Below are 21,737 nucleotides of genomic sequence, written 5' to 3' on the forward strand. Positions count from 1 at the left end.
AGGCGCGTCTGGCACGCAATGCACAAGCCCGCCTCGGGCCGCGCATTCAGGCGCGAAACGGGATTTCGGCATCACAGTTCTCGCACAAGCCATAGCTGCCGTCCTCGATCTTGGCCAGCGCATGGCGGATGCAGCTGAGCTGGTTCAGCTTGTGCTCGTCCGCCTCCAGCTCCAGCTGGTTCAGGGTACGGTTGCTGGCGCTGTCGGCCGGTGACGTTTCGATTTCCTCGACCGCGGGGGCACGCGTAATGATGCCCTCGACGCGGTCGCCGAGCTGGTTCAGCAGCGTCACCTTGCGCTGCTCCAGAGCTGCCTGCAACGACGCAAGCTGTTCAGGCGTCAATCCGTTCATGGCGACCCCCTGCGGGCAGAATTACTGGTTTTGCGACCCTTCGTGCATGACCATCCATGGTGCGCCGAACTGGTCGGTGACCATGCCGAAGCTGCTGGCCCAGAAGGTCTGGCCCAGCGGCATCGTGACCGAGCCGCCTTGCGCCAGGGCGTCGAACCAGCGCTTCGCTTCGGCATCGGAGGACGCGTTCAGCACGACGGAGACGCCCTTCATCCCCTCATAGGGAATGCCGGGTGGGCAATCGGAGGCCATCAGCGGGCTGCCGCCTACGCTCATGGAGGCATGCAGGGTCTTGTCGCGCCAGTCTTCCGGCACGTCGGCTTCCGCCGGGGAGCCGCGGAAGGGCATGACCATGACGTCGGTCGCGCCGATGTGCTGTTTATAGTACGCGAACGCTTCCTTGCAATTGCCGCCGTACGTCAGGTAGGGGGTAAGTTGCGCCATGGCAGGTCTCCGCAGGTATTGTTGTCCGGAAGACCATTGTATGCCTGCCGCGCAGTTTACTGCACTCCTGTCCTTATGCAGTGCAGCCAGGTGGGATTTCAGGCTTTGCAGCGGCGTGGCGAGCTGGTCGGGCTTCATGCCGGCCACGGCGGCGGCTACCGCCAGCAGGTCGGCGCTGATGCCGGCCAGGTCCTTCATGACATCGATGCGGCGAATGGCCAGGCGCGCCTGCGCCGCCAGGTCCAGCAGCTCCTGGCGCGTGGCGCCCAGGTTGCGCATGGTGATGGTGGCGGCATCCACATACAGGCTGTTGGCCTGCTGGCGCAGCGCCACCTCGTTCTCGAACAGGGCCTGGGCGGCGCCCTGGGACAAGCCGCCCTGCATGGGCTGCTGCCGGCGCAGGGCGCGCATCAGGCGCGAATGCAGTTCATCCGCGCAGGCGGACAGGCTGTCGGCCAGGGCTTCGAGGTCATGCGGCAGGTTGGCGGTCTGGCTCATGGTCGGGTTCCTTGCAGGGAGGCGGTGACGGGGGCGGCGCCGGGCGCGGGATCGAGTTCCCTGTACAGCGCCGCATGGCGCGCGCGCAGGTCTTCGACGTGGCGGGCGGCTAGCGTGTGGCGCAGGCCCAGCAGCCGGTATTCACTGATCTTCTCCTGCTGGTGCGACTTGGCCAGCGCCGCCAGCAGGCGGTCCTTGGGCGCGGCGGAGTAGGGGATTTCCACTTCCAGCATGCCGAGCACGATGCGCTGCTCGTTGTCGTGGTTCTTGTTGAAGAAGCGCAGCAGGGTATCCATGGCGTCCAGCGAATCCTGCATCGGCTGGTAGCCTTCGCGCAGCATGGCTTGCACGGCCTTGTCCTGCTCGCGGATGCCGGCATATTTCACCAGCAGGCGCGTCAGCCTGGCGTAGGCGTTCACGTGACGGTCTTCCAGGCCGGTGCCGGGCCAGGCCTTGATGCCGTCCGCCAGGGCCTTGGTCTCGCCCTGGAAGTCGAACTGGCCCTTGCCGGCCAGCGCGCCCAGCGCATGCAGATAGGCGGTGACGGCGTCGTGCAGGGCGATGAAATCGGGATAGGCTTCGCGGCGTTTGGCATCGATGGCGCGTTCGCGCTCATCGGCTTGCGGAGAGAGATAGGGCTGCTCGCGCTGGTAAGTGTCGCGGTAGCGCGCGCTCAGGTCGGCGAAGGCGGCCAGCTTGGGCGCGTCGTCCGCCAGATCGCGCACCTGGGCCAGGCGCGCGTCCGGGGCCGCGCAGCCGGCCAGGGCCAGCACCAGGGTAAGCAGGATGACGGGACGCATGGCACCTCCTTGACAGAGATCCCATCTTGCGCCGCCGCAGACGGGACACGCTTGCGCGAACGCAAATTATGCGGCGGAAAATACGGTAGCGGCGCGCGGCTCAGGCGGTTTTTTTGAGGGAACGTGGCAGCCAGCCCAAACTGGCTTCGGTCGTCGTCGACGGCAGGTATTCGGCGCTCACCCAGCCCTCGTAGCCGATTTCATCGAGCAGGCGGAACAGGTGAGGGAAATTGATTTCGCCGGTGCCCGGTTCGTTGCGGCCGGGCGAGTCGGCAAACTGGATGTGGCGGATCCGGGGCAGGGCGGCGCGGATGGTGCTGCTCAATTCGCCTTCCATGCGCTGCATGTGGTAGATGTCGTATTGCAAGCCGAGGTTGGGGCGATCCGCGTCTGCCAGGATATCGAGGGCCTGCTTGCTGCCGGTCAGGAAATAGCCGGGAATATCGAAAGTGTTGATCGGCTCGACCAGGACGTCGATGCCAAGAGGGGCGAACTGGTCGGCGGCATATTGCAGGTTGGCGACTAACGTTTCGCGCGCGCGTTCCGGCGCCAGACCGCCGGGCAGGATGCCGGCCATGCAATGCACGCGCGGCACTTTCAGCTCGCCGGCGTATTCGAGGGCGGTGTGGACGCTGTCCTCGAACTCGGCCTTGCGGCGCGGATCGCAGGCCATGCCCCGTTCGCCCGCGTTCCAGTCGCCGGGCGGCAGATTGTGCAGCACCAGCTGCAGCTGATGGCGCTGCAGGCGCTCCAGCAGGTCGTCCGGATCGAAAGCGTAAGGAAAGAGGAATTCCACCGCCTCGAAACCGGCGGCGCGCGCAGCCCCAAAGCGCTCAATGAACGGCGCCTCGGTGAACAGCATGGACAAATTTGCGGCAAATTTCGGCATGGCTAGCCGCATGCTACCACGACAACATGGGGTCAGATCTGACAATCCGCCACTTTCATCCTGCAATGGCGCAATGTCGGATCTGACCCCGAAAGTTAGCGGGAGCCGGAGCGGAGGCCGCCGGTGCGCGGGCCGTTGCCGGAGCGGGGGGCGCCGCTGTTGCGGCGGATGCCTTCGACGGCGCCGCCGGCAGCACGCTGGCCGCCGTTGTTGCCGTTGCCATTGCGCTGGGCATTGCCATTACCATTGCGCTGGCCGCCGTTGCCGCCATTGCCGTTGGCGGCCGCGCGCGGCTGGCCGTTGCCGCGTCCGCCGCCATTGCCGCCGCCGTTGCCGGGACGCTGGTTGCGCTGGTGGCCGGTGCCGCTGCGCAGCTGGATCGGCTGCGGCTTGGCGCTCAGGTCGGGTTCGAAGCCGGCGATGATTTCACGCGGCAGCGTTTGCTTGATCAGGCGTTCGATGTCGCGCAGCATCACGTGTTCGTCGACGCAAACCAGGGACACGGCCTCGCCCGTCGCCCCCGCGCGGCCCGTGCGGCCGATACGGTGCACATAGTCTTCCGGCACGTTCGGCAGGTCGTAGTTGACCACGTGCGGCAGCTGGTCGATGTCGATGCCGCGCGCGGCGATGTCGGTGGCGACCAGGCACTGCAGCGTGCCATCCTTGAATTCAGCCAGCGCACGGGTACGCGCGCTCTGGCTCTTGTTGCCGTGGATGGCCATGGCATTGATGCCGTCGCGCCCCAGCTGCTCGACCAGCTTGTTGGCGCCGTGCTTGGTGCGCGTGAACACCAGCACCTGCGTCCACTTGTGGGTGCGGATCAGGTGGGACAGCATCGGGTGCTTCTTGTCGCGGTCCACCGGATGGATCTTCTGCGAAATGACTTCGACGGTCGAATTGCGGCGCGCCACTTCAATGGTGGAAGGGCTGTTCAGCAGGCCGTCGGCCAGGGCCTTGATCTCGTCCGAGAAGGTGGCCGAGAACAGCAGGTTCTGGCGCTTCGGCGGCAGGGCGGCCAGCACTTTGCGGATATCGCGGATGAAGCCCATGTCCAGCATGCGGTCGGCTTCGTCCAGGATCAGGATTTCGATCTTGTCCAGCTTGACGGTGCCTTGGGACAGGTGGTCCAGCAGGCGGCCCGGCGTGGCGACCAGGATGTCGACACCGTGCTTCAGCAGCTTGATCTGGGGATTGATGCTCACGCCGCCGAAGATCACGGCCGAATTCAGGCGCGTGTACTTGCCGTACACCTTCACGCTCTCCTCGACCTGGGCCGCCAGTTCGCGGGTCGGGGTCAGGATCAGCGCGCGGATCGGGCGCGGCGACGTGTTATTGGTCAGCTTGATGCCGAAGGCGTCGTTGGACAGGCGATGCAGTATTGGCAGGGTAAAGCCGGCGGTTTTGCCGGTGCCGGTCTGCGCCCCCGCCAGTAAGTCGCCGCCGTTCAGCACCGCAGGGATCGCCTGGGTCTGGATCGGGGTCGGCGCCGTATAGCCGGTTTCGGTAACGGCGCGCACGATCGCTTCGGACAAACCAAGTTGGGAAAAGGACATAAAGTTATTAATCTTTGATTAGTGAAACGAGTTGCCGATAGGCAACTGTGGTCAGTGCCCAGTATAGCAGCAAACCACGGGAAATTGACGCACGGAAACAACAAAAGAGGCCGGAGGAGCCTCTTTTGTTTGTTAAAACCCAGTGCAGACCCGGGTGTCAGGCACAGCGTGCCTGACACCAGCATCCGCCCTGGGTTCTAAATCAGGCGAACTCGGCCAACAGACCTACCATTTGGCCAAAGATTTTCGGGCTGCCGGCGATGATATGGCCGGTGTTCATGTAGTTGGACTCGCCATTGAACTCGCCGGCGATGCCGCCCGCTTCCGTCACCAGCAGGGCGCCGGCGGCGATATCCCAGGGCTTCAGGTTCTTCTCGTAGTAGCCGTCCAGGCGACCGCAGGCCACGTAGGCCAGGTCCAGCGCGGCCGAACCGGCGCGGCGGATGCCCTGGCTGCGCTCAGCCATGATGGTGAACATCTTGGCAAATTCAGCGATGGCCAGCGGGCTGCCCGGCTTGTAGCCGGAAGCGAGCAGGGCGCCGCTGATGCGGTCCAGTTTGTTGACGCGGATGCGCTTCTCGTTCAGGTAGGCGCCGGCGCCCTTGGTGGCGGTGAACAGGTCGTTGTGCACCGGGTCGTAGACGACGGCCTGGGTTACCACGCCGCGCTGCTGCAGGGCGATGGAGATGGCGTACTGGGGGAAGCCGTGCATGAAGTTGGTGGTGCCGTCCAGTGGATCGATGATCCACACAAACTCACTCTCGTCGTTCACAGTGCCGGTGATGCCGGATTCTTCGGCGTAGATGGCGTGCGTCGGGTAGGCATTCAGCAGCACTTCGATGATGGCCTGCTCGGCGGCCTGGTCGACATCGGTCACGAAGTCGTTGTGTTGCTTTTCAGTTACGCTGACGCGGTCCAGGTCGAAGGAGGCGCGATTGATAACAGCGGCGCCACGGCGCGCGGCCTTGATGGCCGTATTGAGCATTGGGTGCATACTAGCTTCCGTAAAATAGGCAATACCGCCCGCGGCGCGCTTCGCGCATCCGGCGACGGTCTGTGAACAAGAATGAGAAAGAACGTTGCGTTGCTGCGAGAGGTACAATTCCGCCCTTCGCCAACGCTGAATTCCGCTATTTTAAATGAAGCCGACTGAATCCGCACCTTCCCTGTTTTCCAGGCTCCGCATCATCCTGGTCGAAACCAGCCGTCCCGGCAATATCGGCTCGGTGGCGCGCGCCATGAAAACCATGGGATTTTCCGAGCTGGTGCTGGTGAATCCGCGCTTCGAGGGGGCACTGGAACACGAGGAGGCGGTGGCGTTTGCCAGCGGCGCGCAGGATATCCTGTCCTCGGCGCGCATCGTCGGTTCGATGGCGGAGGCACTGGACGGGATCAACTTCGCGGCCGCCGTGTCCGCCCGCCTGCGCGAATTTTCGCCGCCGGTGCAGACGCCGCGCGAACTGGCGGAGCATGTCGCCGGCGATTCCACGCTGAACGCGGCCCTTATCTTCGGCAACGAGCGCTTCGGGCTGCCGAATGAGATTGTGCAGGCGGCTAATGTGCTCGTGAATATCCCGGCCAATCCGGATTACTCCTCGCTCAACCTGGCGCAGGCGGCGCAGGTGCTGGCTTATGAGTGCCGCATGGCGGCGCTGGCGGGGCACCGTGCTGCTTCCGATGTCGGCTTCCATGGCGAGGCAGCCAGCCTGGCGCAGATTGAGGGGATGTATGTGCATCTGGAGGAGGCGCTGGTGACGGTCGGCTTCCTCGATGCGAGCAACCCGCGCAAATTGATGCCGCGCTTGAAGCGCATGTTTTCCCGCACAGGGCTTGAGACGGAGGAGGTCAATATCTTGCGCGGCATCGCGCGCCAGATCATTGCCCGCTCCCGCGGCGGATCCAACACGTCGGATCAATGATCCGACCTACGCGTTTCGATGATTTTCCGTCCGTTCGAGCCGCGACGACGCGCGACAATTTGATCCGTAGCGCGGCGTAGGGCGGATCATTGATCCGCCGTCTATGCGCCGCCATTAGAGTCAATCCTCTAACCACAACCTCCGCACGCTCGTACACTTTTATGATCAAAAAACTCATAAGGGGAGACGATGCAGCGCAGAACACTTCTAAAGGCCGGTCTGCTGGGCGCGATTGCGCTGGCGGCGGGCGGCGCGGTGTACCGGCAACTGAATCCGCCGCGCCTCGAACGTTATGCAATGGACGACCAGGCGCGCGCCATCGTGGCAGCCCTGGCGCCGGTAATCGTCGGCCCCGTGCTTCCGCCAGAAGCCGTGGCGCGCCAAGCCGCCGCTGACGGGGCCGTGCAGCGCGTGGCGGGCGCCATCGCCGGCCTGCCCCTGGCCACGCAAAAGGAAATCGCCGACCTGTTCGCGCTCCTGTCCCTGGCGCCGACGCGCAGCCTGATTGCCGGCATCAGCGACTGGCAAAGCGCCACGCCCGAGCAAGTGGCCGCCTTCCTGCAAAGCTGGCGCACCCACCGCTTCGAAATGCTGCAAACCGCCTACCTGGCCCTGCACGACCTGGTGCTGGGCGCCTGGTACGCCGATCCAATGAGCTGGGCAGCCATTGGCTATCCCGGCCCACTGAAGGAGCTGAGCGCATGAGCAGCCCTGTCCCGGACCCAATTGCCGCCGGCCTGGCATCAGGCTGGAAAGTCATCGATGCCGCCACGCTCGACAAGGACCTGACGCTGGAAGCTGACGTGGTCATCGTCGGCAGCGGCGCAGGCGGCGGCGTGACTGCCGAAATCCTGTCCCTGGCCGGCCTGAAAGTCATCATCGTGGAAGAGGGCGCGCTGAAATCCTCGCGCGACTTCAAGATGCGCGAAGCGGACGCCTATCCTGCCCTCTACCAGGAATCAGCCGCGCGCAAAACGAAGGACAAGGCCATCAACATCCTGCAGGGCCGCACCGTCGGCGGCACCACCGTGATCAACTGGACCTCCAGCTTCCGCACGCCGCCGGACACGCTGGCCTGGTGGCAGCAACGGTATGGCCTGCAAGGCTACACGGTGGAAGCGCTGGCGCCATGGTTCCAGATGATGGAAGAACGCCTGCACATCGGCGACTGGCTCACGCCGCCCAACGCGAACAACGGCTTGCTGGGGGAGGGCGCGCAAAAGCTGGGCATCAGCTTCGGCCATATCCGCCGTAACGTGAACGGCTGCTGGAACCTGGGCTATTGCGGCATGGGCTGTCCCACCAATGCCAAGCAGTCGATGCTGGTGACGACCATTCCGTCCGCGCTGTCGCACGGCGCCACGCTGCTGACACGCGCGCGTGCCGAGCGCCTGCAACTGCAGGCGGGCCGCGTCGAGAGCATCGACTGCAGCGCGCTGAGCGCCGACGGCATCGAAGCGACCGGACGCCGCATCAAGCTGCGCGCCCGGCATTATGTGGCGGCCGGCGGCGCCATCAACACACCGGCGCTGTTGCTGCGTTCCAGCGCTCCCGATCCGCACGGCCAGCTAGGCAAGCGCACCTTCCTCCATCCGACCCTGATCTCGGCCGCCAGCTACAGGCAGCCTGTGGAAGCCTTTGCCGGTGCACCGCAAACCGTCTATTCCGACCACTTCCTGCACACCGGTCCGATCGACGGGCCGATGGGCTACAAGCTGGAAGTGGCGCCCATGCACCCACTGCTTACGTCCACCGCGCTGGCCGGCTTTGGCGCCGGGCACGCCGCGCTGATGCAGCGCTACCCGCACACGCAGGGTATGCTGGCGCTGCTGCGCGACGGCTTCCATGATGGCGCACCGGGTGGCAGCGTGGGCCTGCGCAGCGATGGCACGCCCGTGCTGGACTATCCGCTCGGACCATATGTATGGGAAGGCGCGCGGCGCGCGTTGCTGACGATGGCCGAGATCCAGTTTGCCGCCGGCGCGCAAACCGTCACGCCGATGCATGAACAAGGGGGCAGCTATGCCAGCTGGCAGCAGGCGCGCCAGGCGATTGCGGCGCTGCCGATGAGGAAGCTGGAAACGCGCATCATGTCCGCTCACGTGATGGGCGGCTGCACCATGTCCGCCGATGAGCGCAGCGGGGTGGCGGACCAGAAGGGACGCTACCGCGGCATTGCCAACCTGTCGGTGCATGACGGTTCGCTGTTCCCCACATCGATCGGCGCCAACCCGCAACTCTCGATCTATGGCATTGTAGCGATGCTGGCCAGCGGGCTGGTGGAGGAGCTGAGCGGCCGTCCCGCGCCGCGGCCGGTGGCATAGGAGGGCAGGGCAGTGGTGGCACGCATACTGGGGATTATCATGGCCGTGCAGCTGGCCGCGGCCGGCCTGTTCTGGTATTTCCTCTCGCGCGTGCTGCCGCTGGACGTAGCCCTCGTCGTCGCCGTGCTGATCGTCCTGCTGGTGCGCATGGTCATCACAGCCAATAACTTCCGCCTTGCATGGCGCATGCGCAGCGAGCCGCCCGAAGCGCACCGCCTGGACCTGCCGGGCAGCGCGCGCCTGTTTGCGCAGGAGTACGCGTCCACCATGCTGGCTACGTCGTGGCATATGCTGCGCCATCGCGAGCGCGTGCATACCGCGCTCGTTCCGCGCGGCGTCCCCGTGCTGCTGGTGCATGGCTACGGCGCCAATGGCGGCTACTGGGCGCGTTTGAGCGCCTTGCTGGAACAGGAGCGCATCAGCCACGCCACGGTTAACCTGGAGCCGATGACCGCATCCATCGATGATTATCCGGAGCAGATCGAGCGCGCGGTGCAGGCGTTGCGGGCGGCGACCGGCGCCGAAAAAATAGTGATCGTCGCGCACAGCATGGGCGGCCTGGTGTCGCGCGCCTATCTGCGCCGGCATGGCGCCGCGCACATCGCCCGCGTGATCACGCTCGGCACTCCACATCATGGAACGGGCCTCGCCAGTTTCGGCATCGGCAGCAATGCGCAGCAGATGCGGCTCAGCGCCGCGTGGCTCTCGCAACTGGAAGCCGATGACCGCGAGCAGCGCAGCCTGTTCACGTCCATCTACTCCTATCACGACAATATCATTGCGCCGCAATCGTCCTGCCATTTGCCGGGCGCGAAAAATGTGGCGCTGGGTGGCATTGGCCACGTCGCGCTGGGTAGTCATCCTATTGTTATGCAGCGTGTTGTTGCGGAGATTTTAGCGATCCCGTAGACTGTCCTTGAAGCAATCTGGAGAGTAGGAAACTTCTGTTCTGAAAGCTGGGGATGGCGACAGACTTCGGTAGGCTCGATCACAAGGATGCGCGGGATGCGGATGCACGTTTCGGCGGCCTGCTGGAATCCGTGCCGGATGCGGTCATCATCGCCAATGCCAGCGGCCGTGTGGTGCTGGCGAACAGCCAGGCGGACGCGTTGTTCGGCTATACGCGCGGCGAGTTGCGCGGCATGACGCTGGAAGACCTGATGCCGCCGCGCTTTCGCCATGCCCATGTGTCGCACCGGGACGGCTACTTCCGCCAGCCGAGCGTGCGGCCGATGGGCGCGGGCCGCGAGTTGTTCGGCCTGCGCAAGGACGGCCACGAGTTCCCGGTCGAGATCAGCCTGAGTCCCGTTGCGACCGAGCATGGCACGCTGATCATGAGCGCGATCCGCGATATCAGCGAACGCAAGCGCATCGAACAGGCGCTGCATGAAAAGAATGTAGAACTGGACCAGGCCAACCAGGCCAAGGACCGCTTCCTGGCGAGCATGTCGCACGAACTGCGCACGCCGCTCAACGCGGTGATCGGATTTACCGGAACGCTGCTCATGCAGCTGCCCGGTCCCATCAACGCCGAGCAGGAAAAGCAGTTGCGCACCGTGCAGTCCAGCGCACGCCATCTGCTCTCATTGATCAACGACTTGCTGGACTTGACGAAGATCGCTTCAGGCAAGGTGGAGCTGCATCCCGAACCGGTGAATTGCCGCGCCGTGATCGAGGAGCTGGCGCTGGTGTTCCGGCCGCAGGCCCGCCAGAAGGGACTGGTGCTGCAATTCCGCGCGCCATCCGAGGTGGTCACCCTGCGTACCGACCGCCGCGCGCTGCAGCAGATCCTGATGAACCTGATGAACAATGCGATCAAGTTCACGGACTCGGGCGAAGTCAATGTGGTGCTGGAGCGGGCGTTCAGCGACGGTCGCGCGCGGGCGCTGATCAGCGTGGCCGATACGGGCGTCGGTATCGCCAGCGATAACCAGGACAAGCTGTATCAGGCATTCACGCAAATTGACGAGGGCAACACGCGGCAGTTCGAAGGCACCGGCCTGGGCCTGCATCTGAGCCAGCAACTGGCCGGCTTGCTGGGCGGGCAGATTACCTGCACCAGCCAGCACGGCAAGGGCAGTGTATTCGTGCTCTCCCTGCCGCTGGAATAAGGGATACTCACGTGAACGATATTATCAGGAGCACCACCGTGTCAGCCCGCATTCTTATCATTGAAGACAATCCGACCAATATGGAGCTGATGGTTTATCTGCTCCGTGCGTTCGGATATCAGCCCTTGATGGCGCATGACGGGGAGGAGGGTGTGGAGGCAGCGCGGCGCGAGCGTCCGGACCTGATCATCTGCGATGTGCACCTGCCCAAGCTCGATGGCTACGGCGTGGTTTCGCGCCTGAAGCAGGACCCGCAACTGCGCACCATCCCAACGCTGGCGGTGACCGCACTGGCCATGGTGGGCGACCGCGAGAAACTGCTGGCCGCCGGTTTCGACGGCTATATCGGCAAGCCGATCGAGCCGGGATACTTTCGTGAGCCAGCTCGAGTCTTTTTTGCCGGGGGAGATGTCGCCCCAGGCTGAAAACGACATCGCCACGATTCTCATTGTCGATGACCATGTGCTGAATCGCGAATTCCTCATGACTTTGCTGGGCTACAGCGGCCACCGCCTGCTGGAAGCGGCCAGCGGCATCGACGGCCTGAAGGTCATGGAGACCGAACGCCCCGACCTCGTGATTTCGGACATCCTGATGCCGAACATGGATGGCTACGAGTTCGTGAGCCGCATGAAGGCCAACCCGCAGACGGCGGATGTGCCCATCATCTTTTATACGGCGACCTACCGCGAGAGGGAAGCGATGGCGGTGGCCGAAGCCTGCGGCGTGCGCTGGGTGCTGCCCAAGCCATCCGATCCCGATGTGATCCTGAAGACGGTGCACGAGGCGCTGGGCGTGGCGGAGAGCGAAGAGGAAGCCGTGCCGGCCTTTGCACCGGAGCCGCCGACCGAAAGCCGCCTGTCGAACATCGAAAACAAGGTGGCCGAGTATCTCGACGAGCTGGAGTCCAGCAGCCAGCTGATCACGCACCTGGCCACCAACGGCGAAGTGAAGGAAGCGGAACCCGAACACCTGACGCAGATGACGCAGCGGCTGTCGCGCTCCCTCTCCAGCCTGCAGGCGGTGAGCCTGCGCCTGACTGCCCTGATCGAACTGGGCATCGAACTGGGCGCCGAGCGCGATCCGCAAGGGCTGATCGAGATCGGCTGCCGCGTCGCGCAGAATATCTGCGTGTCGCGCTATGCCTGCATCGGCGTGCTGGAGCCGAAGGCCGAAGAACTGAGCTTCTTTGCTTCCTGCGGTGCGAGCGAACAGGCGGGCGTGATCGCCGAAACGCCGCGCGCGGGCATCCTGAATGCTCTGCTCGAGCAGCGCTCGCCGGTGCGCATGAGCGCACTGCCGGGCGCTGCGACCGAGATCGGCCTGCCGCAGCGCCACCCGCCCGTCCACTCCTTCCTCGGCGTGCCGATCTCTTCGCGCGAGAGGGTGCACGGCTGGCTTTATCTGGTGGACAAGCTGGGCGCCGAGGAATTCAGCGAAGTCGATGAGCGCGTCGCCGTTACGGTGGCGGCGCAGATCGCGGTCGCTTATGAAAACTTGTTGCTGTACGAGGAAATCCGGCGTCATCACGCCCAGCTGAAACTGGACATGAATGCGCGCATCCGCATGGATGAAGACTTGCGCCGCTTCCGCCTGGCGATGGATGCCACGGCCGATGCCATCTTCCTCGTCGACCGCGCGAATATGTGCTTCATCGACGTCAACGTGACGGCCTGCCGCATGCTGGGCTTTGAACGCGAGGACTTCCTGCGCGTGGGGCCGAACAAGTCCACCATTCCCGAACTGGTTCCGCTGGAGGATCTGTACGACAAACTGCTGGCAGGCGACCAGAGCGGCGCCATGGCGGAACTGCTGCTGCAATGCCGGGACGGCAGTTCACTGTCGGTGGAAGTGCAGCGCCGCACGCTGCGTTCGGGACAGAACTGGATCCTGGTGGCCGTGGCGCGCGATATCACGGAACGCAAGGAGGCCGAGAAGCGCCTGCTCAAGCTGGCCCGCTTCGATACGCTGACCAATCTGCCGAACCGCAGCCAGTTCTACGATTCGCTGGCCCATTCGCTGAAGCAGGCGCAGGACCATAACTGGTCGCTGGCCGTGCTGTTCATCGATATGGACCGCTTCAAGAATATCAACGATACGCTGGGCCATACCATCGGCGACGAACTGTTGATCCAGTTCTCCAGCCGCCTGGTCGATTGCCTGCGCGTGCGCGACACCATCGGCCGCTTCGGCGGCGATGAATTTGCCGCCATCCTGATGCTGCCGGAGGGCGCGCAGAATGCGGTCGCCGTGGTGGAAAGATCCGCGAGGCGATGCGCCATCCGTTCGACCTGAAGGGCCATGAAGTCACGGTGACCGCGTCCATCGGCATTTCCGTGTTCCCGGAGGATGGCACCGATCCGGACACCCTGATCCAGTATGCGGATACGGCCATGTACCGCGCCAAGGAAGCGGGGCGCGACGCCTTCCGCTTCTTCACGGCGGAGATGAATGCGCAATCGCTGGCGCGGCTGGATATGGAGAACGCGCTGCGCCGGGCCATCGACAACGAGGAATTCGTGCTGTTCTTCCAGCCCAAGGTGCATATCGCCACGGGACGCATCAGCGGAGCGGAAGCGCTGATACGCTGGCAGCGTCCGGGTCACGGCATGGTGTCGCCGGCGCTGTTCATCCCCTTGCTCGAGGAGACGGGCCTGATTGTGCGCGTGGGCACCTGGGTGATCCACGAGGCTTGCCGCAAGATCGCGGAGTGGAACCGGTCCAAGACGGGCGCGGTGCATTTGTCGGTCAATGTATCGGGTATCCAGTTCTTCGTGGGCGGGCTGGAAGAGGAGGTCATGCGCGCGATCAAGGAACACGATATCGCGCCCGAGCTGCTGGAGCTGGAGCTGACCGAGAGCTCGCTGATGTCCAATGCCGAAGAGACCATCACGGTGCTGCAGAACCTGAAGGCGCTCGGCATCAAGATTTCGATCGACGATTTCGGGCACCGGTTATTCCTCGCTGGCGTACCTGAAGCGCTTCCCGATCGACAAGCTGAAGATCGATATCGCTTTCGTGCGCGAGGTGACCAGCAATCCGGACGATGCTGCCATCGTGCTGGCCATCATCAATATGGCGCACAGCATGAAGCTGAAGGTGATTGCGGAAGGGGTGGAAAAGGATGCGCAGCTGTCCTATCTGCGCCGCCATGAGTGCGACGAGATGCAGGGCTATTACTTCAGCCGCCCTGTGCCGGCGGACGAATTCGAGCAGATGCTGCGCGAGGGTCGTCACTTGCAGGCGCCGGTGGACGAGCATATCGTCGACCAGCAAACCTTGCTGATCGTGGACGACGATGCCTTCATGCTCGATGTGCTGAGCGACTTCCTGTCCCAGGATGGTTACCGCATCCTGACGGCGCAGACGGCGGCCGAGGGTTTTGACGTTCTCGCCCAGCACCGGGTGCAGGTGATCCTGTGCGACCAGTGCATGCCGATGATGAGCGGCACGGAGTTCATGGAGCGCGTGAAGAACCTGGCGCCGGATACCTTCCGCATCATGCTGTCGGCGTATGCTGACCTCACGCCGATCATGGCGGCCATCAATCATGGCGCGATCGACCGCTTCTATACCAAGCCGTGGAAGGGGGCGGTGCTGCGCGAGAATATCCGCGAGGGCTTCCGCCTGCACGGGCAGTTGCGCGCTTCGCCGGTGGCGACGGCATTGCTGGCCTAGTTTGCCGGTTTGCCCAACGCCGCGAAGTGCAGCACCCAGCGCTGCTGCGGGTTCACGCTGATCAGCTTTGCCGCTTCGTCGTCGTAGAATGCCCCGACGGGGCAGGCGGCCAGTCCCCTTGCGGTGGCGCCCAGCAGCCAGCGCTGGCCCATCATGCCCGCTTCCAGGAAGGCCAGCCGGTAGCCGCGCGCGCCGTGCCAGGCGAACATCGCGCGCGCGCTCGGCGGACAGGATCAGCACTACCGCGGCGGCGCCGATTACGTCCTGCGACAGCGCTGCCGACTGCGCTTCTTCCGCGAACCGTCCTTCCCGCACCCGCTTTAGCGCATGCCGCTGCGGCAGGTAGCGGTACACGCCTGGTTTTATTCCCGTCACCCGGTTCACCACCAGATCCACCTTTACCGCGTCCGATAGCATCGGCTCCTGCGACATTTCCGCCAACATCGCCGCCAGGGCGGTGAGCGGCACCGCCTCTTCTGCAAACCTGCGCTGGCTGCGGCGCTTGACGATCGTTCCATACAAAATCCGCGCCCGCCTCGCCCGTTCCGCCCGCGGCAGCTCCACTAGCTCCCCTTCCGCATCCTGCCCCTTCGACCGCGTCCGCGACGCATCGTCCGCTAATCCCGCTCCCAGCGACGTCGCCGCGTGCACCGCCTCCGTTACGCCTGCCGCGCCATCACCGGTGTGGCCGGCGCCGCCCGTCCCGGACATGCACCGCGTCCCGTTCCTGTCCCACCACCACCCACCGCACCGACGCTTGCTGCCTCGCCGCGCGCCGCGTCCACCCCTGTCGTGCCGCCGCCCGACTGCCCAACGCTTGGCCCCCCGCCGCGCGGCGCGCCGCCTGGCGCTCCGTCACGCGCATCGTCGTCGCCGGCCACACCGCCGAGGCGGGCGAGGGCCAGAGCGCCTTCCTGGCGGCTGTCCAGGTTGAAGGCATGGGTGAGTTGGGACTCGGGGAATAAGACAGGCAGGTGAACAGGGAGGCCAGCGTAGTGGCCAGCCAGGCGCACGTTCTCGAGCAGGTGGCCCAGATCCGCGGCGACGTAGCGATAGGCGCGGTTGCGGTACTTCCACGCGGTGCGGTCGAGCACCGCGGCAACAACGACCAGGACATCGGCGTTGCCAATAAGAGGTGCGAGCGAAAGGGGAAGGGCGCCGAGACCATCGAGCCGGTGATGCTCGGGATCATAGTGGTACAGGCCTGCGGGCAAGCCATCCACGTGCCGCGCCGCGATGTACACCTCGCCGGGGAACAGGGCGCCTGAAGAAGGGGCAGCGCGCAAGGCGAGCCCACCGCGATGCGCTGTCACCCCGGCGGAGAGGAACAATATCTCCCCCAGCGCGGCCAGCGTGAGAGGACGCGCTGCGCCGGGACCGCCCAGCATCGCGCCCAGGCTGCGCCCATCTCTCGACGGCGTGCCGCGGCCCAGAGGGATATGAGGCGCATCTGGATAGGACTTGAATACTGGCGGTTGGACATCCAGCGCCGGCACGGGAGCGCGGCGGAAGGCGCTGGTGCGCGATTCGGAAGAGTATTCGTGGAAGCGCAACACAGCATGGATCGGATCGTCAGGCGCCGCACGCTGTGGCGCCGGAGCGCTGGCAAACTGCGCGCCCAGCCAGAAGGCGGCGCCCAGTGCGAGAGGCGCGGCGAACCACACAGCCAGCGCTCGCCAGCGCCGGGACGAGGCAGCGGCGTGTGGCGGCGAAGATGCGGACGGCGGTGTAGCGGGCGTGGCGGCCGCGGTGCGTCGCAGCCACCGCACGAGCACCGGCAGATCGAAGAACAGATGCAAGCTAACGAGCAGCAGCGTCGCATACCCAAACAGGTAATGCCAGTCGAACACCGGCAACTGCTGGTTCGCGACCCCAGAAGATCCCCAGGCCGGCGGTGCAAAGCAGATAGACCACGAGCAGCAGGCTGCCGTGCATATTGACTGAAAGACGCGATGGCGCCCGCCCGCGCCAGGCCAGCACGAGCAGCACGCCGTACAACAGCAACGGCAGCAACACCCATAGGATTTTCGGGCCCATGGCGACCATTCTAGACCTGCACAACAGCTTTAGAAGCCCGTTTCTAGATTGTCTGGCTTACAATGAAAGCCCGCACAAGGAGAATGGCCATGGCCAAGAAAATCAAGACTCAGGAAAAGAGCGAAGACCATATGACCAAGGCCGTACGCTCATCCGCGCAGCAGATCTGGCAGGCGGGCCTGGGCGCGTTCACCGACCTGCAGCAGCGCACGCGCAGCATGGAAGGCGACAAGGCCGGGCACGTGCGTGAAACCGTCAACACGCTGGAGCAGGTATTCGAAGAGCGGGTGACGCGCGCGCTGGAGTCGATCGGCGTCCCGATGCGCAAGGAGATCGATGCGCTGACCGCCCGTGTCGACGACCTGACGCGCCAGGTGGAAAAACTGAGCGCCGCAAAGAAAGCAGAGAAGGCAGCCGCGAAACCCGCCGCAAAAAAAGCCGTCAAAAAGCCCGCTGCGAAGAAAGCTGCCCCGTAAATCTGTTGCCTGAGGCCCATCAATGATATGCTTGCAGGGGAAACAATAGAGACTCCCCTCATATGCTACAAAAAGCTCCACGACGAACCCGCGAACGCATCCTGGAACTCTCGCTGCGCCTGTTCAACGAGTTCGGCGAGCCGAATATCACCACCACCGTGATCGCGGAAGAGATGAATATCTCGCCCGGGAACCTCTACTACCACTTCCGCAACAAGGACGATATCGTCAACTCCATCTTCGTCCAGTTCAAGGCCGAAGCCGAGCGCATGCTGCAGGTGCCGAGCGGACGCCGCTCGAACATCGAAGACGTGTGGCTCTACCTGCACCTGATGTTTGAGCTGATCTGGCGCTATCGCTTCTTCTACCGCGACCTGAACGACCTGTTGTCGCGCAACCGCAAGCTGGAACTGGAGTTCAAGGAACTGCTGGCGCACAAGATCAAGGTGGCGAAGAACCTGTGCGTGGACTTGCGCACCGAAGGCTCGCTGGAAGCGAGCGACATGGCCATCGATGCGATGAGCGTCAACATGGTCGTGGTGGCGACGTACTGGCTGTCCTACGAATTCGTGCGCAATCCGCGCAAGTACTCGGAGCAGCAATCGATGGCGGACGCGCTGGCACGCGGCTGCTACCAGGTGCTGTCCCAGATCGGCCCTTACCTGCGGGGCGAGACGAATGTCCTGTTCCAGAAACTGTCTGAAGAATATCTGAAGAAGCTGAAATGAAATCGATTTGCGTATATTGCGGCGCCAATGCGGGCGTCGATTCCCGTTACGCCGAACAGGCGCGCGCGCTGGGCGCTGCGCTGGTGGAGCAAAACCTGTCCCTGGTCTACGGCGGCGGCAATGTGGGCCTGATGGGCATCATTGCCGATGAAGTGCTGCGTCTTGGCGGCGAGGCGACGGGCGTGATTCCATCCGCCCTGGTCGAGAAAGAAGTTGGCCACACTGGGCTGACGCGCCAGTTCATCGTCAAGGACATGCACGAGCGCAAGGCGATGATGGCGCAGCTGTCGGATGGCTTCATCGCCATGCCGGGCGGCATGGGCACGCTGGAGGAGCTGTTCGAGATGCTGACCTGGTCGCAGCTCGGCTTCCATGCCAAGCCGGTCGGCCTGCTCAATGTGGATGGCTTCTACAACCACCTGGTGCAGTTCATCGCCCACGCCAGCGCGCAAGGCTTCATCCGCCCGCAGCACGCGGCGCTGATGATGGTCGAGGATTCGCCGCAAAAGCTGATCGAACGATTGCGCGAGCCGCGGCCTGAAAATGTCAGCAAATGGACGCGCTAGAGTGACGGCGGGGCTCGGCGCCCCCATTTGATCCGCCCTACGCGCTTCGACGGATCGACCGTCCGGCGCGAATGGCTTGACCGATCGGATCTCAGCTGGTGGGCGCGAACATTTTGATCGGCCGGTTCGCGTAGGGCGGATCATTGATCCGCCGTGCCTCCCGACCAGAGGCGCGTGCCGCCAGCCAGCTCCAGCTGCGTCAAATAAAGCCGCAAATCAAACTCATACTGATGATAATTCGGCTCCATATAAGTGCACAGCTTATAGAAAGCCTTGTCGTGCTGCTTCTCCTTCACGTGCGCCAGTTCATGCACCGCGATCATGCGCAGGAACTCCAGAGGCACGTCGCGAAACACCGTCGCCACGCGAATTTCATGCTTGGCCTTCAGCTTCCCGCCCTGCACCCGTGAGATCGAAGTATGCAGTCCCAGCGCGTGATTGATCACGTGGATCTTACTGTCGTAAGCCACCTTGTCGATCGGCGCCGCATTGCGCAGGAATTCCGACTTCAGGTCCTGGACGTAGTCATACAAGCCACGGTCCGTGCGGACATCGTGAGCTTTCGGATAACGTTTCAGCAGCACTTCGCCCAGGCGGTCCTGATCGATCAGGAGCCGCACCTGTTGCAAAGTCTGTTCGGAGTAAGCGCTGAGGTATTTCATGGAGGCGCGATGGTATCACGAACGCACTCCCATCGCGCCCGGCGGCGTTGTGGCTACAAGGCCAGTACGTAGCTGCGGTTAGCGCCCGAATCAGGATGCGGATCCTCCGCGCGCTGCCAGCCGAATGACTCGTACAGGTGCACCGCCGCCTGCATGTCGTCCCAGGTATCGAGATGAAGGCGCGAAATGCCAAGTGCGTTTGCTTCCGCGATCGCCGCGGCGAGCAGCGCGCGGCCCACGCCACGGCCCTGTCGCGAAGCATCGACATGAAAACCAAACAGTTTCGCACTTTCCCGTCCAAGCCGCTGAATCGCGACGCAGCCGGCAAGCGCGCCATCGATAATGGCCACCAGCTCGATTGCGTTGCCGCTCTCGAACGTGCCAAACAGCGCGATTGCGCGATCCAGATGATCAAAGTCCGCCTCAATGCCAAAAGCTGCCAGCGACACGCGCACCAAGTCCCTGGCTGCGCCATTGTCGGAAGGGGCGGCTTTGCGGATCTCCATAAAATTCGGGGTCAGGTCTGTCATATGGACACTACACACGGAAGTTTGATCCGCGTCAATACGCAAAGCAAAAAGCATAGCCGGGTCCCATACCAGACCCGGCTGGTATTCAGCTCTTTTCCTCCTTGTCGGCAGCCTGTCGATTGCCGCGTGTGGATTGCCTGCTTTCTCCTCCTTTGCGCCCGATCTCCGCCATGTGCTCGCGGTTGCGGCTGACGGCCTCGCCGCCTTTTTGTCCAGCCCGACGTGCCTCTTCCGAGTCGAACTCGTGCGCCGTGCCCTTCTGATGGGCGGCCTGGCCGCCCTTGCTGGCGATGGCGCGCTGTGTGGCTTCATCCATGGCGGCGAAGCCGCGCTTGGCCTTGGGTTGCGTGCTGCCTTCTTGTTGATCGCCCATCATCCACCTCCTTCAAAGCAAAGGAAAAGTTCCGGGCAACGCGCCCGGCACTGGGCGGTTCGGGCCGCCCTGATGGATTGGAGAAGTGTACTCCGCCGAAGTTCCCTGAATTTGATCAGGCGCCGGCCTGGCCCACGGCAGACTGCTCGCCGGCCGCTTCGCTGTCGGCGCTGCCGCGGACCGGCGAAGCGCCCATTTCGTGCTCCAGCTCCTCCTTGCGGTCCCGCATCTGCTCGCACAGCTGGCCAAGATCGGCGTCCGACTGGCGCATCTTCGGGAACATCTCCGTTTCCTCTTCGGTCACGTGGTGTTCGATGGCCGCGCGCAACTGGGAAACAAGCTGGTCCATCCCGGCATCTTCCGCCTGCATGGAGCGCAGGCGCTCGACCATCTCCTTTGCCTCGGCGTGCTCTGCCAGCGCTTCATCGACCAGCTGCTCGTCCTGCGTTTCGACACGCACGGCGGGGTAGAAGATTTCTTCTTCGATATTGGTGTGGATGGTGAGTTCGAGGCAAATCTGGTGGGCGATGTCAGCCTTCATGCCCTGATGATTGGCATCGCATTTCTCGTACTCGCGGAACAGCTGCTTGACCTTGTCGTGATCGGCGGTGAGCAATGCTACGGCATCTTTTGCTGGCGTATTCATGACTGGCTCCTTTTGTGTGGTTGAAGTGGCGCCGCGCAAAAGGAGCCGGAGGAAGTCAGTCGACCTGCAAGACCAGTTTGCCGAAGTTTTTGCCTTCGAAGAGCATGTTCAGCGCCGGCACGAAATTCTCGAATGCCGCGCACCACATCTTCTTTGCTTCTGATCTTGCCTTCCTTCAGCCACTTGCCGAGCGCGGCAGCGGCAACGGGGTAACGATCCGCATAGTCGAATACCACCATGCCTTCCATGCGCGCGCGATTGACGAGCAGGGAAAGGTAATTGGACGGACCCTTGATGGGGGTGGTGTTGTTGTATTGTGAGATGGCGCCGCAGATAACAATGCGCGCCTTCATATTGATGCGTGTCAGGACTATATCCAGGATGTCGCCACCAACGTTATCGAAGTATACGTCAACGCCATTTGGACAGTGTTCCTTTAGACCGGCCCGCACATCGGCGTTCTTGTAGTCAATGCAGGCATCGAAGCCGAGCTCGTTGACGACGAAGTCGCACTTGTCCTTGCCGCCGGCAATGCCGACCACGCGGCAGCCGAGCTGCTTGGCGACCTGGCCTACGGTCTGGCCGACAGCGCCTGCCGCACCGGACACCACCACGGTCTCGCCCGAGCGCGGCTGTCCACTTCGAGCAGGCCGAAGTAGGCGGTCATGCCGGGCATGCCGAGCATATTGAGCCAGGCGGGCAGGGGAGCGAGCGCGGGATCGATCCTGCTCAGGGCGGCGCTGCGGTCGTCGGCCGGGCCGGACCAGTAGGTTTGCACGCCGAGGCCGCCGGCCACATGGTCGCCGGCGGCAAACTTCGGCGACTTCGATTCCACCACCACGCCCACGCCGCCGGCGCGCATGACCTCGCCGATCGCGACCGGACGGATGTAGGATTTCGCTTCATTCATCCAGCCGCGCATGGCCGGGTCCAGCGAGAGGTAGAGGGTCTTGACCAGTACGTCGCCATCTTTCAGTTCGGGCACGGCTTCCGTGGTGCGCTGGAAGTCGCTGTCCTTGGCCATGCCTACCGGGCGCGCGGCCAGGCGGTATTGTGTGTTCTCCATCTGTTCTTTTCCTTATGGTTGGGTTGTTTTTCCACTATACCTGAAAATGAAACGAACGTGCTATTTCGGAATTATCGGTGGTTCA

Annotated in this window: 23 protein-coding genes and 2 pseudogenes; 11 read left to right on the forward strand and 14 right to left on the reverse strand. The window is 63.6% G+C overall.

What is annotated here, in order from left to right; all coding sequences use genetic code 11:
* Positions 1-46 precede the first annotated feature (46 nt).
* From ACHMW6_RS10310 to ACHMW6_RS10335, 6 genes are all read right to left on the reverse strand, one after another.
* Positions 47-352: a TraR/DksA family transcriptional regulator gene (locus tag ACHMW6_RS10310; RefSeq protein WP_395406996.1), complete on the reverse strand. Its 306-nt coding sequence runs from the start codon at positions 350-352 to the stop codon at positions 47-49.
* 21 nt (positions 353-373) lie between these two features.
* Positions 374-1,294, reverse strand: coding sequence for a VOC family protein (locus ACHMW6_RS10315; protein ID WP_395406997.1), 921 nt, complete (start codon positions 1,292-1,294; stop codon positions 374-376).
* Entirely contained in the window at positions 1,291-2,094 is an 804-nt protein-coding gene (locus ACHMW6_RS10320) for a hypothetical protein (protein WP_395406998.1), read from the reverse strand. Before ACHMW6_RS10320 ends, ACHMW6_RS10315 begins: the two co-directional genes overlap by 4 nt.
* 100 nt (positions 2,095-2,194) lie before the next feature.
* Positions 2,195-2,983 (reverse strand): hydroxypyruvate isomerase, encoded by a 789-nt coding sequence (gene hyi, locus ACHMW6_RS10325; RefSeq protein WP_395406999.1) that lies wholly within the window; start codon positions 2,981-2,983, stop codon positions 2,195-2,197.
* 95 nt (positions 2,984-3,078) lie between these two features.
* Positions 3,079-4,536: a DEAD/DEAH box helicase gene (locus ACHMW6_RS10330; RefSeq protein ID WP_395407000.1), complete on the reverse strand. Its 1,458-nt coding sequence runs from the start codon at positions 4,534-4,536 to the stop codon at positions 3,079-3,081.
* 202 nt (positions 4,537-4,738) lie between these two features.
* Positions 4,739-5,521, reverse strand: coding sequence for an inositol monophosphatase family protein (locus ACHMW6_RS10335; protein ID WP_395408573.1), 783 nt, complete (start codon positions 5,519-5,521; stop codon positions 4,739-4,741).
* A 154-nt stretch (positions 5,522-5,675) separates the two neighbouring features.
* On the opposite strand from ACHMW6_RS10335, the gene ACHMW6_RS10340 reads away from it, so the two are divergent.
* From ACHMW6_RS10340 to ACHMW6_RS10375, 8 genes and pseudogenes are all read left to right on the forward strand, one after another.
* Entirely contained in the window at positions 5,676-6,455 is a 780-nt protein-coding gene (locus ACHMW6_RS10340) for an RNA methyltransferase (RefSeq protein ID WP_395407001.1), read from the forward strand.
* A 189-nt stretch (positions 6,456-6,644) separates the two neighbouring features.
* Complete coding sequence (locus ACHMW6_RS10345; RefSeq protein WP_395407002.1) at positions 6,645-7,160, forward strand: hypothetical protein; 516 nt, start codon at positions 6,645-6,647, stop codon at positions 7,158-7,160.
* Positions 7,157-8,779 carry a GMC family oxidoreductase N-terminal domain-containing protein gene (locus tag ACHMW6_RS10350; protein WP_395407003.1) on the forward strand — a complete coding sequence of 541 codons (1,623 nt, stop codon included), beginning with the start codon at positions 7,157-7,159 and terminating at the stop codon, positions 8,777-8,779. Before ACHMW6_RS10345 ends, ACHMW6_RS10350 begins: the two co-directional genes overlap by 4 nt.
* Positions 8,780-8,791: 12 nt before the next feature.
* The gene (locus ACHMW6_RS10355) at positions 8,792-9,688 is read left to right on the forward strand and encodes an esterase/lipase family protein (protein WP_395407004.1); all 897 of its coding nucleotides are present in this window, start codon (positions 8,792-8,794) and stop codon (positions 9,686-9,688) included.
* Between the two features lie 53 nt (positions 9,689-9,741).
* Positions 9,742-10,890, forward strand: coding sequence for a sensor histidine kinase (locus ACHMW6_RS10360; RefSeq protein ID WP_395407005.1), 1,149 nt, complete (start codon positions 9,742-9,744; stop codon positions 10,888-10,890).
* An 11-nt stretch (positions 10,891-10,901) separates the two neighbouring features.
* Positions 10,902-11,315, forward strand: a complete 414-nt coding sequence (locus ACHMW6_RS10365) for a response regulator (RefSeq protein ID WP_395407006.1) — start codon at positions 10,902-10,904, stop codon at positions 11,313-11,315.
* 51 nt (positions 11,316-11,366) lie between these two features.
* Positions 11,367-13,775 (forward strand): annotated as a pseudogene (locus ACHMW6_RS10370) (EAL domain-containing protein); the annotation flags it as partial.
* A gap of 118 nt (positions 13,776-13,893) precedes the next feature.
* The gene (locus tag ACHMW6_RS10375) at positions 13,894-14,568 is read left to right on the forward strand and encodes a response regulator (protein WP_395408574.1); all 675 of its coding nucleotides are present in this window, start codon (positions 13,894-13,896) and stop codon (positions 14,566-14,568) included.
* Here the strand turns inward: ACHMW6_RS10375 and ACHMW6_RS10380 are convergent.
* The 3 genes from ACHMW6_RS10380 to ACHMW6_RS10390 form a co-directional block, all read right to left on the reverse strand.
* Positions 14,565-14,777, reverse strand: coding sequence for a nitroreductase family protein (locus ACHMW6_RS10380; RefSeq protein WP_395407007.1), 213 nt, complete (start codon positions 14,775-14,777; stop codon positions 14,565-14,567). The genes ACHMW6_RS10375 and ACHMW6_RS10380 overlap by 4 nt on opposite strands.
* Positions 14,778-15,227: 450 nt before the next feature.
* Positions 15,228-16,418: a SagB/ThcOx family dehydrogenase gene (locus ACHMW6_RS10385; RefSeq protein ID WP_395407008.1), complete on the reverse strand. Its 1,191-nt coding sequence runs from the start codon at positions 16,416-16,418 to the stop codon at positions 15,228-15,230.
* Positions 16,369-16,614: a hypothetical protein gene (locus ACHMW6_RS10390; RefSeq protein WP_395407009.1), complete on the reverse strand. Its 246-nt coding sequence runs from the start codon at positions 16,612-16,614 to the stop codon at positions 16,369-16,371. Before ACHMW6_RS10390 ends, ACHMW6_RS10385 begins: the two co-directional genes overlap by 50 nt.
* Before the next feature lie 80 nt (positions 16,615-16,694).
* Between ACHMW6_RS10390 and ACHMW6_RS10395 the strand changes: the two genes are divergently transcribed.
* The 3 genes from ACHMW6_RS10395 (at position 16,695) to ACHMW6_RS10405 (ending at position 18,375) form a co-directional block, all read left to right on the forward strand.
* Positions 16,695-17,081: a phasin family protein gene (locus tag ACHMW6_RS10395; protein ID WP_395407010.1), complete on the forward strand. Its 387-nt coding sequence runs from the start codon at positions 16,695-16,697 to the stop codon at positions 17,079-17,081.
* 62 nt (positions 17,082-17,143) lie between these two features.
* Entirely contained in the window at positions 17,144-17,809 is a 666-nt protein-coding gene (locus ACHMW6_RS10400) for a TetR/AcrR family transcriptional regulator (protein ID WP_395407011.1), read from the forward strand.
* On the forward strand, positions 17,806-18,375 hold the full coding sequence (locus tag ACHMW6_RS10405; RefSeq protein ID WP_395407012.1) for a TIGR00730 family Rossman fold protein: 570 nt from the start codon (positions 17,806-17,808) through the stop codon (positions 18,373-18,375). The genes ACHMW6_RS10400 and ACHMW6_RS10405 overlap by 4 nt, the downstream gene beginning before the upstream one ends.
* A gap of 140 nt (positions 18,376-18,515) precedes the next feature.
* Here the strand turns inward: ACHMW6_RS10405 and ACHMW6_RS10410 are convergent, their stop codons facing one another.
* The 5 genes and pseudogenes from ACHMW6_RS10410 to ACHMW6_RS10430 form a co-directional block, all read right to left on the reverse strand.
* A complete protein-coding gene (locus ACHMW6_RS10410; RefSeq protein WP_395407013.1) occupies positions 18,516-19,037 on the reverse strand; it encodes a YgjP-like metallopeptidase domain-containing protein in 522 nt (173 codons plus the stop codon).
* A gap of 53 nt (positions 19,038-19,090) precedes the next feature.
* Positions 19,091-19,567, reverse strand: coding sequence for a GNAT family N-acetyltransferase (locus ACHMW6_RS10415; RefSeq protein ID WP_395407014.1), 477 nt, complete (start codon positions 19,565-19,567; stop codon positions 19,091-19,093).
* Positions 19,568-19,652: 85 nt separating this feature from the next.
* Positions 19,653-19,943, reverse strand: coding sequence for a KGG domain-containing protein (locus tag ACHMW6_RS10420; RefSeq protein WP_395407015.1), 291 nt, complete (start codon positions 19,941-19,943; stop codon positions 19,653-19,655).
* Between the two features lie 112 nt (positions 19,944-20,055).
* Complete coding sequence (locus ACHMW6_RS10425; protein ID WP_395407016.1) at positions 20,056-20,586, reverse strand: hemerythrin domain-containing protein; 531 nt, start codon at positions 20,584-20,586, stop codon at positions 20,056-20,058.
* 55 nt (positions 20,587-20,641) lie between these two features.
* A pseudogene (locus ACHMW6_RS10430) lies at positions 20,642-21,652 on the reverse strand (NADP-dependent oxidoreductase).
* Between the last annotated feature and the right edge of the window lie 85 nt (positions 21,653-21,737).

Origin of the sequence: Pseudoduganella sp. UC29_106, assembly GCF_044055365.1 — a bacterium.
Lineage (GTDB): Bacteria > Pseudomonadota > Gammaproteobacteria > Burkholderiales > Burkholderiaceae_D > Rugamonas.

What these genes read in the sequence shown, in the direction of transcription:
- ACHMW6_RS10335 (WP_395408573.1), bottom strand. Translation starts at nt 5,521, where the DNA reads ATGCTCAATACGGCCATCAAGGCCGCGCGCCGTGGCGCCGCTGTTATC.
- ACHMW6_RS10410 (WP_395407013.1), bottom strand. Translation starts at nt 19,037, where the DNA reads ATGAAATACCTCAGCGCTTACTCCGAACAGACTTTGCAACAGGTGCGG.
- ACHMW6_RS10315 (WP_395406997.1), bottom strand. Translation starts at nt 1,294, where the DNA reads ATGAGCCAGACCGCCAACCTGCCGCATGACCTCGAAGCCCTGGCCGAC.
- ACHMW6_RS10400 (WP_395407011.1), top strand. Translation starts at nt 17,144, where the DNA reads ATGCTACAAAAAGCTCCACGACGAACCCGCGAACGCATCCTGGAACTC.
- ACHMW6_RS10320 (WP_395406998.1), bottom strand. Translation starts at nt 2,094, where the DNA reads ATGCGTCCCGTCATCCTGCTTACCCTGGTGCTGGCCCTGGCCGGCTGC.
- ACHMW6_RS10340 (WP_395407001.1), top strand. Translation starts at nt 5,676, where the DNA reads ATGAAGCCGACTGAATCCGCACCTTCCCTGTTTTCCAGGCTCCGCATC.
- ACHMW6_RS10345 (WP_395407002.1), top strand. Translation starts at nt 6,645, where the DNA reads ATGCAGCGCAGAACACTTCTAAAGGCCGGTCTGCTGGGCGCGATTGCG.
- ACHMW6_RS10425 (WP_395407016.1), bottom strand. Translation starts at nt 20,586, where the DNA reads ATGAATACGCCAGCAAAAGATGCCGTAGCATTGCTCACCGCCGATCAC.
- ACHMW6_RS10350 (WP_395407003.1), top strand. Translation starts at nt 7,157, where the DNA reads ATGAGCAGCCCTGTCCCGGACCCAATTGCCGCCGGCCTGGCATCAGGC.
- ACHMW6_RS10420 (WP_395407015.1), bottom strand. Translation starts at nt 19,943, where the DNA reads ATGATGGGCGATCAACAAGAAGGCAGCACGCAACCCAAGGCCAAGCGC.
- ACHMW6_RS10405 (WP_395407012.1), top strand. Translation starts at nt 17,806, where the DNA reads ATGAAATCGATTTGCGTATATTGCGGCGCCAATGCGGGCGTCGATTCC.
- ACHMW6_RS10330 (WP_395407000.1), bottom strand. Translation starts at nt 4,536, where the DNA reads ATGTCCTTTTCCCAACTTGGTTTGTCCGAAGCGATCGTGCGCGCCGTT.
- ACHMW6_RS10360 (WP_395407005.1), top strand. Translation starts at nt 9,742, where the DNA reads ATGGCGACAGACTTCGGTAGGCTCGATCACAAGGATGCGCGGGATGCG.
- ACHMW6_RS10390 (WP_395407009.1), bottom strand. Translation starts at nt 16,614, where the DNA reads ATGGTCGCCATGGGCCCGAAAATCCTATGGGTGTTGCTGCCGTTGCTG.
- hyi (WP_395406999.1), bottom strand. Translation starts at nt 2,983, where the DNA reads ATGCCGAAATTTGCCGCAAATTTGTCCATGCTGTTCACCGAGGCGCCG.
- ACHMW6_RS10380 (WP_395407007.1), bottom strand. Translation starts at nt 14,777, where the DNA reads ATGTTCGCCTGGCACGGCGCGCGCGGCTACCGGCTGGCCTTCCTGGAA.
- ACHMW6_RS10415 (WP_395407014.1), bottom strand. Translation starts at nt 19,567, where the DNA reads ATGACAGACCTGACCCCGAATTTTATGGAGATCCGCAAAGCCGCCCCT.
- ACHMW6_RS10395 (WP_395407010.1), top strand. Translation starts at nt 16,695, where the DNA reads ATGGCCAAGAAAATCAAGACTCAGGAAAAGAGCGAAGACCATATGACC.
- ACHMW6_RS10310 (WP_395406996.1), bottom strand. Translation starts at nt 352, where the DNA reads ATGAACGGATTGACGCCTGAACAGCTTGCGTCGTTGCAGGCAGCTCTG.